12 protein-coding genes are annotated in these 12229 nt (G+C 67.0%); 9 read left to right on the plus strand and 3 right to left on the minus strand.

The genetic code is table 11. The annotated features are described in order from the left end of the window. The first annotated feature begins 20 nt into the window (after positions 1–20). From BSG17_RS07995 to argF, 4 genes are read left to right on the plus strand one after another with little or no spacing between them, the layout of a single operon-like run. The gene (locus BSG17_RS07995; RefSeq protein WP_089822772.1) at positions 21–977 is read left to right on the plus strand and encodes an acetylglutamate/acetylaminoadipate kinase; all 957 of its coding nucleotides are present in this window, start codon (positions 21–23) and stop codon (positions 975–977) included. Then, entirely contained in the window at positions 974–2110 is a 1137-nt protein-coding gene (locus tag BSG17_RS08000; protein ID WP_089822774.1) for an aspartate aminotransferase family protein, read from the plus strand. Before BSG17_RS07995 ends, BSG17_RS08000 begins: the two co-directional genes overlap by 4 nt. Then, entirely contained in the window at positions 2107–3198 is a 1092-nt protein-coding gene (locus tag BSG17_RS08005) for a [LysW]-lysine hydrolase (RefSeq protein WP_089822775.1), read from the plus strand. Before BSG17_RS08000 ends, BSG17_RS08005 begins: the two co-directional genes overlap by 4 nt. Continuing rightward, positions 3198–4094 (plus strand): ornithine carbamoyltransferase, encoded by an 897-nt coding sequence (gene argF, locus BSG17_RS08010; RefSeq protein ID WP_089822777.1) that lies wholly within the window; start codon positions 3198–3200, stop codon positions 4092–4094. Before BSG17_RS08005 ends, argF begins: the two co-directional genes overlap by 1 nt. 91 nt (positions 4095–4185) lie before the next feature. Here the strand turns inward: argF and BSG17_RS08015 are convergent, their stop codons facing one another. Then, positions 4186–4650, minus strand: coding sequence for a DUF6789 family protein (locus BSG17_RS08015; RefSeq protein ID WP_089822779.1), 465 nt, complete (start codon positions 4648–4650; stop codon positions 4186–4188). Between the two features lie 242 nt (positions 4651–4892). Here BSG17_RS08015 and BSG17_RS08020 point away from each other — a divergent pair, with 242 nt between their 5' ends. Together BSG17_RS08020 and BSG17_RS08025 are read left to right on the plus strand one after the other, a co-directional pair. Continuing rightward, the gene (locus tag BSG17_RS08020) at positions 4893–7013 is read left to right on the plus strand and encodes an ATP-dependent DNA helicase (RefSeq protein WP_244531503.1); all 2121 of its coding nucleotides are present in this window, start codon (positions 4893–4895) and stop codon (positions 7011–7013) included. Positions 7014–7272: 259 nt separating this feature from the next. Then, positions 7273–8652, plus strand: coding sequence for a cytochrome P450 (locus tag BSG17_RS08025; RefSeq protein ID WP_089822783.1), 1380 nt, complete (start codon positions 7273–7275; stop codon positions 8650–8652). A gap of 6 nt (positions 8653–8658) precedes the next feature. Here BSG17_RS08025 and BSG17_RS08030 read toward each other — a convergent pair whose 3' ends face one another. Beyond that, positions 8659–9153: a 2'-5' RNA ligase family protein gene (locus BSG17_RS08030; protein ID WP_089822785.1), complete on the minus strand. Its 495-nt coding sequence runs from the start codon at positions 9151–9153 to the stop codon at positions 8659–8661. Between the two features lie 154 nt (positions 9154–9307). Beyond that, complete coding sequence (locus tag BSG17_RS08035; protein ID WP_089822787.1) at positions 9308–9493, minus strand: DUF7554 family protein; 186 nt, start codon at positions 9491–9493, stop codon at positions 9308–9310. Between the two features lie 95 nt (positions 9494–9588). Between BSG17_RS08035 and BSG17_RS08040 the strand changes: the two genes are divergently transcribed. The 3 genes from BSG17_RS08040 (at position 9589) to BSG17_RS08050 (ending at position 12160) form a co-directional block, all read left to right on the plus strand. Then, entirely contained in the window at positions 9589–10719 is a 1131-nt protein-coding gene (locus BSG17_RS08040; protein ID WP_089822789.1) for an SPFH domain-containing protein, read from the plus strand. 40 nt (positions 10720–10759) lie between these two features. Next, positions 10760–11542: a sugar phosphate isomerase/epimerase family protein gene (locus BSG17_RS08045; RefSeq protein WP_089822792.1), complete on the plus strand. Its 783-nt coding sequence runs from the start codon at positions 10760–10762 to the stop codon at positions 11540–11542. 126 nt (positions 11543–11668) lie between these two features. Continuing rightward, entirely contained in the window at positions 11669–12160 is a 492-nt protein-coding gene (locus BSG17_RS08050) for a GNAT family N-acetyltransferase (RefSeq protein WP_089822794.1), read from the plus strand. Positions 12161–12229 lie beyond the last annotated feature (69 nt).

Genomic DNA, 12229 nt, shown 5'->3' on the forward strand with positions numbered 1-12229 from the left:
GGAGCCACCACAGAACACCAATGACGAGCGAATACACGCGCGAGGACCTCCTCGCCGCACACGACGATCTCATCGACGCACAGGCTCAAGACTGCCTCTACACGGACGGAGGCGAGCCGCGAGAGCCGCCGGTCGTCGTGAAGATCGGCGGCGCGCGCGCCGTCGAACCCGCGGGCGCGGTCGAGGACATCGCACACCTCGTCGCCAACGGTCGGCAGGTCGTCGTCGTCCACGGCGGGTCGACGGCCGTCGACGAGACCCTGGAGGAACTCGGCGAGGAACCCACCTACGTCGAGACCCCCTCGGGCGTCTCGGGTCGCTTCACCGACGAGCGCACGATGGAGGTGTTCACGATGGTGATGCCCGGGAAACTGAACACCGAGCTGACGGCGACGCTCCGCGAGGCGGGCGTCGACGCGCTCGGCCTCTCCGGCGTCGACGGTGGCCTCTTGACGGGCAAGCGCAAGTCCGCCGTCCGCGTCGTCGAGGACGGCAAGAAGAAGATCAAGCGCGGCGACCACTCCGGGAAGATCACCGACGTCAACGCCGAACTGCTGGAGACGCTCCTCGACGGCGGCTACACGCCCGTGGCGACCGTTCCGATGCTCGCCGACGACGGGGTTCCCGTCAACGCCGACGCAGACCGTGCGGCCGCCGCCGTCGCCGGTGCGCTCGGTGGCGAACTCGTCGTGCTCACCGACGTCGAAGGTGTGTACGAGGATATCGACGACCCAGAGTCGCTCATCTCGTCGGCGTCGACGCCGGCCGAGTTGGACGCGCTGAAGGACGCCGCCGAGGGGTTCATGACGAAGAAAGTGATGGCGGCCACGGAGGCGCTGGAGGGCGGAGCCGCGAAGGTGATCGTCGCCGACGCCAACGTCCGTGACCCCATCACGACGGCGCTCGGCGGCGGCGGCACCCACGTCGAACCCGGCGTACTGAGCGACGTCGCCGACGCGGAGGAGGTGGAGCAATGACCGGGTTCGTCTTCAACGAGAAACCCCTCCAGATCGAGTCCGGCGAGGGGCCGTATCTCTACACCAACGACGGCACCGAGTTCCTCGACATGGGCGCGAACTACGCCGTCACGCCGCTCGGCCACTCCCACCCGAAGGTCACGGAAGCGATCCAAGCGCAGGCGGCGAAGTTGACCTACGTGCAGGCGTCGTACCCGGTCGAGGTCCGCACCGAACTGTACGAGAAACTCGCCGCGCTCGCCCCCGGTGACCTGGAGAACGTCTGGCTCTGTAACTCCGGCACCGAGGCCAACGAGGCGGCGATGAAGTTCGCCCGCGCGGCCACCGGGAACTCGAAGATCGTCGCCACCAAGCGCGGCTTCCACGGCCGGACGATGGGCGCGCTGGCGATGACCTGGAAGAAGAAGTACAAGGCCCCCTACGAACCGCTGGCGGGCGACGTCGAGTTCGTCACCTACGGCGACGACGAGGAGCTGGCCGAGGCCGTCGACGACGAGACGGCGGCGGTCTTCCTCGAACCCGTCCAGGGCGAGGGCGGCATCCACCCGGCGACGGCCGACTATCTGGCACACGCCCGCGACGTGACCGAAGACGCGGGTGCGGCGCTCGTCTTCGACGAGATCCAGACCGGGATGGGCCGGACGGGGACGCTCTGGGCCTGCGAGCAGGCCGGCGTCGTCCCGGATATGCTCACCACCGCAAAAGGGATCGCCAACGGTCTCCCGATGGGTGCGACGCTCTGTGCGGACTGGCTCACCGAGGAGTTCGGCGACCACGGGTCGACGTTCTCGGGGGGGCCGGTCCCCTGTGCGGCGGCGAACGCGACGCTGGACGTCCTCGTCGAGGAGGATCTGCCGACGCACGCCGGCGACGTCGGCTCCTATCTGATGGAGAACGTCGCGGCGGCCGCCGAGGAACACGACCTGCCCGTCCGCGACGTGCGCGGACAGGGGCTGATGGTCGGCATCGAAGTGAAACGCGGCGCAAACCGCCTGCTGAAGCAGCTCGCGCTCCAGGAGGGGATCCTCGCGCTGCCCGCCGGTCGGTCGGTACTCCGTCTCTTGCCGCCGCTGATCGTCGACGAGAGCCACGCCGACCGCATGACCCAGGCGCTGACAGAGGTGCTCGAATGAGCAGTACGACCGGCGACCTCACCGAGCGGACGGTGGCGGCGCTCGACACCGAGGCGCGGCAGCTGCTGTACGACCTCGTCTCCACTCCCTCGCCGTCGGGCGAGGAGGGGCCGGCCGCGGCGGTGCTCGTCGACTTCTTCGAGTCTCACGACCGCGAGGTGTGGATCGACGAGGTCGGCAACGTCCGCGCGCCCGCCGACGACCGCGTACTCCTGACGTCACACATCGACACCGTCCCCGGCGACATCCCCGTCGAGGTGAGAGACGGCGAGGACGGCGTCGGCGAGTCGCTGTGGGGGCGCGGGAGCGTCGACGCAACCGGTCCGCTGGCGGCGATGGCCGTGGCGGCCGTCGAGACCGGGATGAGCTTCATCGGCGTCGTCGGCGAGGAGGTCGACTCCCGCGGCGCGCTCCACGTCGTCGAGGAGGGCCGCGCCGAACCGGGCGCGGTCGTCAACGGCGAACCCAGCGGTTGGGAGGGGATCACCCTCGGCTACCGCGGCCTGCTCGCGGGTACCTACGTCGCCACGAGCGAGTCCGGTCACACCTCCCGCCCCGAGAACAACGCGATCCAGGACGCCCTCGACTGGTGGCGGAACGTCGAAGACGAGTTCGAGACCGACGAGTGGACGCCCGTCTTCGAGCGCGTCACCTGTAAGCCCGTCAGTATGGCCGGCGGGACGACCGACGACGGGCTCTCCGTCGAGTCGACGATGGACGTCCAGTTCCGCGTCCCGCCGGAGATGACCGTCGAAGAGGTACGCGAGGTCGCCGACTCGCAGCTCAACGGCGGGACCGTCCGCTGGTACGACGACGTGCCGCCGGTGATGATGAGCCCCCGGACCGACGTGGGCCGGGCGTTCCGGGTCGCCATCCGGCAGGAGGGCGGCGACCCCCGCCTCCTGCGGAAGACCGGCACGAGCGACATGAACGTCTTCGCGAAGGTGTGGGACTGTCCGATGGTCACCTACGGTCCGGGCGACTCGGATCTCGACCACGCGCCCAACGAACATCTGCCGCTCGAGGAGTACGACACCTCGATCGACGTGCTCGTCGCGGTCTGCAACCGCCTCGGAGGAGAGAGCTGATGCTCGACGTCGACCACCTCGTCGACATCGACGACCTCTCTCCGGAGGATCTGAACACGGTCCTCGATCGGGCGTCGGCGCTGAAGTCCGGCGAGGACGGGACGCGACTCGACCAGCAGACGCTCGGGATGCTGTTCGAGAAACCGTCGACGCGGACGCGCATCTCCTTCGAGACGGGGATGACGCAACTGGGCGGTCACGCCATCTTCCTCGGCCCCGACGACATCCAGCTGGGCCACGGCGAACCGCTGAAAGACACCTCGCGGGTGCTCTCGCGGTACGTCGACGTGGTGATGGTCCGCCTGTTCGATCACGCGGATCTCCTCGAGATCGCGAACTACGCGGACGTCCCCGTCGTCAACGGGTTGACAGACGAGGCTCACCCGTGTCAGACGCTCGCCGACCTGCTCACCATCAAGGAGACGTTCGGCGGCTTCGACGACGTGCAGGCGACGTGGATCGGCGACGGCAACAACGTCGGCCAGTCGTTCGTGCTCGGCTGTGCGCTGGCGGGCGTCGACCTCACCGTCTGCACGCCGCCGGGGTACGGGATGAGCGACGCCGTCCTGGAGCGGGCCGACGAACTGGGTGACGCACCGACCGTCGTCGACGATCCGGTCGACGCCGTCGCCGACGCGGACGTCCTCTACACTGACGTCTGGGTCAGCATGGGCCAGGAGGACGAGCGCGAGGAGAAACTCGACGCGTTCGAGGGCTACCAGGTGAACATGGAGCTCCTGAACGAGACGGACGCGCTGGTGATGCACTGTCTGCCAGCGCACCGCGGCGAGGAGATCACCGACGCCGTCCTGGAGTCCGAGCGCGTGCTGGTGTGGGATCAGGCCGAGAACCGCCTGCACGCCCAGAAGGGACTGTTGGTCGAACTGGTAGAGTAACGCGGACACCGGCGTCACAACGGACTACGGACACGGTGTCGCTATCGTGTCCCCGATCTCGAAAAGTCGGGTTCTTCGGCGTCAGATTCGTCTACAGATCCCGCACGAACGGGAACACCGCACCCAGGACGGCACCGTACGCGAGGTGGCCGACGAGGCTCATCGGGTTGAAGTTCGGCAGCGGCGGGGCACCCGGGAAGCCGACGGCCGAGAGCCACACCGGCATCACCAGCGCCGCGAGGACGACCCACAGCACCGCGCCGTAGACGGCGCCGAGGCCGACGCTCTTCGGGACGTTCTCACCGACGCCGAGCGCGTTGGCGATGCCGGCGAAGGCGACGCCCAGTACCGCCGAGTTGCTCATGTGGATGACCCAGCCTGCCGCCCCGCCGGAGAGTCCGTACATCGCGGGGATCGCTACCTCGATGACCGGCGTCATCATCACCGTCAGCATCACGCCCATGACGGCGCCGCCGGCGAGTCCCGCACCGAGTCCTCCCTTCCACGTGCTCGTTTCGGTCGTCCCAACGGTCGCTGTCGTGGTTTCGGTTGACATCGTATACCATGATTTCGCCGAGACGGGCAAAACGGTACGTCGACGGGGTGTTCGCGGCGCACCCCGGAGATAGCTTGATAATCGATGCGCACGCATCGTCTAGGTTCGGACGGCCGGGTCGGATCCACCCCGGTTCCCGAGCGTTTTAACCCGATGACGACCAACGCTCCGTAGTGGCAGACTCGAACGGACATCTCCGCTTCTTCCCCTACGACGAGCCATACCCGAACCAGGCGGAGGCGATGGACCGCATCGCCAACTCGCTGGCCCGCCAGCAGGACGTCCTGCTCGAGGGCGCACCGGGGACGGGGAAGACTCTCTCCGCGCTCGTGCCGGCGCTGGACTACGCCCGCGAACACGACAAGACCGTCGTCATCACGACGAACGTCCACCAGCAGATGCGCCAGTTCGTCGCGGACGCCCGCGCCATCACCCGCGAGAAACCGATCCGCGCGGTCGTCTTCAAAGGGAAGGCCTCGATGTGTCACATCGACGTGGGCTACCAGGAATGTCAGACGCTCCGCGATACGACCCGCAGCGTCGTCGAGAAGCGTGCCGACAAGGCCGAGTTGAAACAGCGCGAGCAGGCGTTGCTCGACCGGATGCAGGACGGCGACGACACCGCCGCCGACGCGCGCAGCGCCGTGATGGACGAGCTCGACACGATCGAACGGGACCTCGAGGAGATGGAGGACGGCAGCGTCTGTGAGTACTACTACAACAACCTCGTCGACGACACCGACGAGTTCTTCGGCTGGCTGTTCGAGGACGTCCGCACCCCCGACGACGTCTACGAGTACGCCGAGAAGCAGGGCTACTGCGGCTACGAGCTGCTGAAGGAGGGGATGGAGGGCGTCGACCTCGTCGTCTGCAACTACCACCACCTCTTGGATCCGATGATCCGCGAGCAGTTCTTCCGGTGGTTGGACCGGGACCCCGAGGACGTCATCACCGTCTTCGACGAGGCGCACAACATCGAGTCGGCCGCACGGGACCACGCCACCCGCACGCTGACGGAGAACACCCTCGAGAGCGCACTCGACGAACTCGACGACGTCGACGACTCCCGTGCCGAGCACGCCCGCAACGTGATCGGCGCGTTCTACCGCGCGCTCAAGTCGACCTACGAAGATGCGCTGGGGTCGTACGAGCGAGACGACGTCGGGGAGAACTGGTACGACGTCGCCATCGCCGACGAGAACCGCCGCGACGACCTGACGATGGCGTTCCTCGACAGCTACGAGGGCCGCGGCATCGACGCGGAGGTCGACCTCGCGCTCCAGTTGGGCGAGTCGCTCGACGAGGAGTACGAACAGGCGTACAAGGACGGCGAGACGACGACGCGACAGGAGTGTCAGACCCAGCAGGCCGCAGCGTTCATCGCCTCGTGGATGAGCGACGGCGACAAACTCGGCCAGCATCCGATGTGTTCGGTCCGCCGCGACGGCGGGACGGAAGAGATCTACGGTCGGGCGGAGCTGTACACTTGTATCCCGCGAGAGGTCACGCAGGAGCTGTTCGAGGAGGTGTACGCCAGCGTGCTGATGAGCGCGACCGTCCGCCCGTTCGACGTCACCGAGGACGTACTCGGACTCGAAGACGCGGCGACGCTCGCCTACGGACTGGAGTACCCCGAAGAGAACCGCCGCACCTACGCCGTCGAGGGACCGGCGTTGTTCGCGAGCGAACGCGGCGAGCAGGAGACGCAGGACGTCGTCGCCGCCACGCTCCGGGATGTCGTCCGCTTCACGCCCGGGAACACGCTGCTGTTCTTCCCTTCTTACTCGGAGGCCCAGCGATACTACGAACTGCTCGGCGGCGGACAGGGGCTCGCCGACGACAGGGGTCGGACGGAGTTCTTTCTCGACGAGGCCGGAACGCCGACCGAGGAGCTCCGACAGGGGTTCGTCTCCTCGAGCGACGGCGCGCTGTTCACCTCGCTGTGGGGGACGCTCGCCGAAGGGGTGAGTTTCGACGGCGACGACGCCCGGACGGTCGCCGTCGTCGGCGTCCCCTACCCCCATCTCTCCGAGCGGATGGAGGCGGTGCAGGACGCCTACGACCGTGCCTACGCCGAGCGCTCCCGCGAGGCCGGCTGGCGCTACGCCGTCGAGATTCCGACGATACGAAAGACGCGACAGGCGCTCGGGCGGGTGATCCGCTCGCCCGACGACTTCGGCGTTCGCGTCCTCCTCGACAAACGATACACGGACAACGACATGGGGAAGTACGGCGTCCGCAAGACGTTCCCGCCGGAGGAACGCGAAGAGCTCATCGACATCGGGCCGGACAAACTGAAGTTCGCGATGATGAACTTCTACACCGACCACGATGCGTACGACGGGCAGCCGCCGACGCCGTGAGAGAGCTCTCTCGTCGTGGTGCGTGGCTTCGCCCTGCGTTTCCGCGAGATCCTCGCCAGCAGTGCAGAACCGAAGGTTCCGCTAGCAGCCGGCGCTATGCGCCGGCGACGCAGTGAGTGAAGGGCAGCGAGAGCTCTGCCGTAGTGGTTCTCTCGGTCGATGACACGCATCGGAATCCGAGCCGGTCGAACCCCTCTCGATCTACCAGCAAGCGGATACATAGACGAGCGATTCATCCGTCTGCAGCCCAACGTAAGGTATGAGTCTCCAACCACCGGGACCGAAGGGCCTCCCCGTCTTCGGGAACAGCAACCAGTACGCGAAGGACCCGTTCACTTTCATGACGGCCTGTGCCGAGGCATACGGCGACGTCGTCAAGTTCGACCTCGGTCCGATGCCGGTCTACATGCTCACCAACCCCGAGCATATCGAGCAGGTGTTGGTGAGCGAGGCCGCAAAGTTCCGTAAACCACAGTTTCAGGACGATGCGATGGGTGACCTGCTCGGGAACGGCCTGCTGCTCAGCGAGGACGAGGAGTGGCGGAGACAGCGCGAGCTCGCCCAGCCCGCGTTCGATCCGACGCGCATCGCCACGCTGGGCGGGATGATGAGCGAGAGGACGGAAGCGATGCTCGCCGACTGGGAGGACGGCGACGTCGTCGACGTTCAGCTGGAGATGGCCCGCCTGACCGTCGAGATCATCGTCGACGCGATGCTCGGGGCGTCGCTCGACGAGGAGCGTATCGAACTGGTACAGGAGAACCTCGAACCGCTCGGCGCACGGTTCGAACCCGACCCGCTGCGCGTCATCGTCCCCGACTGGGCGCCCACGCGGGAGAACCGCGACTACAAGGAGGCGATTGCGACCATCGAGGACGTCATCGACGACATCGTCGCGGAGCGTCGGGGGACGGAGTTCGGTCGAGACTCCGAGGGCGGCGGCCGCGGCAGTTCCGACGCCGCGGCCGACGGACTACCGATGGACCTGCTCTCTATCATCCTCCGCGCCCAGCAGCGCGGCGAGCAGACCGACCAGCAACTGCGCGACGAGATGATGACGATGCTACTGGCGGGTCACGACACGACGGCGCTCACGCTCACCTACTTCTGGTATCTGCTGTCGCAACATCCCGAGGTCGAATCGCGGGTCCACCGAGAGGTCGACGAGGTGCTCGGCGGCGACGTTCCGACGACGGCCGACGCTCGGAAGCTGACGTACACCGACCGCGTCCTCCACGAGACGATGCGACTCTACCCGCCGGTGTACGTGATGTTCCGCGAGCCGAAGGTCGACGTCCGCCTCGGCGGCTACCGCGTCCCTGAGGGGGCCGGCGTGATGCTCCCCCAGTGGGCCGTTCACCGTTCGGAGCGGTGGTACACGGACCCGGAGACGTTCGACCCGGACCGGTGGCTCCCCGAGCGCCGGGCGCAGCGACCTCGCTTCTCGTACTTCCCGTTCGGCGGCGGCCCGCGTCACTGCATCGGCAAGCAGTTCTCGCTGTTGGAGGCGAAGCTCATCGTCGGCTGCGTCGCCCAGCAGTTCGAACTCGACTACGTCCGCGACGAGCCGTTCTCGCTGCGCGGGTCGCTAACGATGCACCCCCGAGAACCGATGGGGATGCGACTCGTCGAACGGTAGGCCACGTCACCGAAGCCGGAGCGTCGCCGCCGACTCGCGGAACTCCGCGCTCCAGAGGTCGAGCGCCGAGACGGTCCACGTCACCGAGTCGACGTCGACGGCGGCGAGCGCTTCGGCGTCCGCGAGCGACCCGCCGCGAGCGAGGGTGACGTGCGGCACGTAGTCGTCGCCCTCCAGTCCGTCGATGGGGTCGAACGCCTCGCAGAGTCGGTCGTGGAGCGCGACGAGTCCAGGGCTCTCGACGGCGAGATAGACGACCGGGCCGGTCCCCTTCGTCGGCCGCTCGAAGAAGTCGACGCCCGTGATGCGGGCCTCGAACGCCGGCGTGTCGCGGAGAAGTGGTCGAAGCCGTTCGCGGAGGCGAGGGAGCGAGTCGTCGCCGAGGCGTTTGGCGACGAGCGTGTGTCGTTCCCGAACTGTGTCGAACGCCGTGAGTCGCGGATGTAACTCGGCGGCGAGCCGCTGGACACCACCCGGGACGGGGACGTTCAGACTGTACACGGACGGACCTCGGTCAGCGGGAGGTTGTAGCTGTCGGTCGGCGACGAGACGACTCAGAGGGATTGTCGTAGCCAGCTGGAAGCACGGCGAGCCTCGGCTGGCTCCTGTCGTCGATCTTCACGGAGAAATCTATGGGTTTCTACGAGACTCCCACTCACAGGCGGTCGGTGAACCAGAGGACGATGAGCACGATTATCAGGATCCCGAGCAGCGGTCGGAGCGGCCCGAGGAGGCCGGCGAGCAGGCCGAGCACTTCGCCGACGATCTCGAGAACGAGCCACACCACGACCAACACGAGCACCAGTTTGAGTAGGTCTTCGACGTCGAGTTCCGCGCGCATGGCGTCCACGTCGACTGGTCGATACAAAAGCGCGTTGCTGTGACGAAACTGTCTCCGGAGAAAGAAGTAACTACCCCCGCGGAGAACGCGACGACATGACCAGCCTCTTTCGTCGACTCGGCCGCATGAGCGCGGGCGGGTTGCCGTCGGGTCCCCTCCTCGCCGCCGGCGTCGTCTCCGTCGGACTGCTCGCCCTCCTCGTGTTTCCGCCGCTCGTCGCGCTCGGACTCCTCGTCGCGCTCCTCCTCGTCGCGACGGTCGTCAGCGCCGTCGAGATCGTTCAAGCCTACGAGAAACGCGCGTTGACGGTGTTCGGCGAGTACCGCGGGTTGCTCGAACCGGGCCTCAGCGTCGTCCCGCCGTTCGTCTCGCAGACCTACTCGTTCGACATGCGGACGCAGACGCTCGACGTCCCCCGGCAGGAGGCCATCACCGAGGACAACTCGCCGGTCGTCGCCGACGCCGTCGTCTACATCCGGGTGGTCGACCCGAAGAAGGCCTTCCTCGAGGTCGACGACTACCGCAACGCGGTGTCGTATCTCGCTCAGACGACGCTCCGGGCCGTCCTCGGCAACATGGAACTCGACGAGACGCTGAGCCGTCGGACGGAGATCAACAGTCGCATCCACAAGCAGTTGGACGAACCCACCGACGAGTGGGGGATCCGCGTCGAGTCAGTCGAGGTCCGAGAGGTCAAACCCAGCGCCGAGGTCGAGAACGCGATGGAGGAGCAGTCCTCCGCCGAACGCCGTCGCCGCGCGATGATCCTCGAAGCGCAGGGTGAACGCCGCAGCGCCGTCGAGACGGCTCAGGGAGAGAAGCAGTCGAACATCATCCGCGCCCAGGGAGAGAAGCAGTCGCAGATCCTCGAAGCGCAGGGCGACGCCATCTCGACGGTGCTCCGCGCGAAGTCCGCGCAGTCGATGGGCGAACGCGCCATCGTCGAGCGGGGGATGGAGACGCTACAGAACATCGGACAGGGCGAGTCGACGACGTTCGTCCTCCCCCAGGAGCTGACCTCGCTGGTCGGTCGCTACGGCAAGCAGTTGACCGGCAGCGACGTCCAGGACACGGAGGGACTCGACTCACTGGAGTTCGACGAACAGGTCCGCGAGATGCTCGGACTCGACGACATCGACGACATCGCCGACGGACTCGACGTCTCGGACGGCGAGCGGCCGGACGTCGAGAACCTCGAGTCGTTCGACCGCGAGGTCGAGCCGTAGTCGACCCGAACCATTTGGTACGCCGACACGACGTACGACTATGGACGCGCAAGTCGGCTTCAGCCTGCCCGAATCGGTCGGTCTTCACGTCGAGGAGGGTGTCGACGTGGCCGCCCGAACCGACTGTGACTTCTTCGAACTCGTCCTCGACGGGAGCGGCCATCCGAACCGCCTTCCCGAGGACCTCGCGAACCGCCTCGCCGACGCCGGTCTCGACCTCGTCACCCACCTACCGTTCGCCGTCGACGTCGCCGCGCCGTTCGAGTCACAGCACGAGGGTCTCCTCGACACGCACCGGAACTGCCTCGACGCGGCCGCCGACCTCGGTGCGTCGAAGGCGGTGCTCCACCCCTCTTCGGCGGCCTGGAGGTTCGCGTGGTCCACCGAGGAGGTCGAGGACGCCGTCGTCGACTCGGTGGGAACGCTCCACGCCTACGCGGCCGACCGGGGCGTCGAGCTCACGGTCGAGAACCTGATCACGAGTCGGTTCACCGCCGAAAACTTCGAGCGTCTGCTCGACCGCGTGGACGCCGACATGACGTTCGATACGGGTCACGCCCGCGCCGTGGGGTTCGAGTCGGCCGAGGTCGCGGCGTTCGTCGCCGCCAACCGCGACCGCATCTCCCACGTCCACCTGAACGACACGCTCGGCGAGAGCGACGACCACCTCCCGGTCGGTGCCGGAATCGTGGACTTTCCGGCGGTCTTCGACGCCCTCGGCGACGACTGGACCGGCACGCTCTGCGTCGAGGCGGTCGTCGGCGACGTGGGCTACGTCGAGGAGAGTGTCGCCCGCGTTCGGGAGATGTTCGAAGGGAACTGATCGACTCCAGGCAACGAGAGGTCGGAGCTCCCGTCGGATTCGACGCCGAAGAAAACCCGAGTTGTACTACTACAAGGCGTCCGAACTTTCAGAACGCCTAACCCCTCTCGTGCGGTAACAGTTGACATGGAAATTCGACCAGCCACGGCGAGTGACATCGAGGGCATCCAGCGCGTCGCACGACGGTCGTGGAGCGAGACGTACGCCGACCTGCTCGACGCCGACGTCATCGAGGAGACCGTCGGCGAGTGGTACGACGACGAGTCTCTCCAGAACGCGTGTGACAAACCCGGCGTGACGCTGCTCGTCGCCGTCGACGACGAGGTCGTCGGCTTCTGTCACGGCGTCCTCAACGAGGACGAAGGCGACGTGCTCAGACTCTACGTCGACCCCGACCGCTGGCACGAGGGGATCGGTCGGCGACTGCTCGATCGGGTCAGAAGCGACCTGGAGGACTTCAACATGCGGCGGATGCGGGCGATGGCGCTCGCGGACAACGCCGTCGGCGACGAGTTCTACCGCGAGTACGGGTTCGAGAAGACCGGCGAGGGCGAGGTCGAACTCGGCGGCAAGCGGTACGCAGAGAACGTCTACACGCAGGAGTTCGCCACCGGATGACATCCTCCTCGCCGTAGACGGCGGGACTCCCTCCTCGAATCAGGTAGGTTCGAAAGGGTGCGACGAGCG

The sequence above is a fragment of the Halogranum amylolyticum genome (genome assembly GCF_900110465.1).
GTDB lineage: Archaea > Halobacteriota > Halobacteria > Halobacteriales > Haloferacaceae > Halogranum > Halogranum amylolyticum.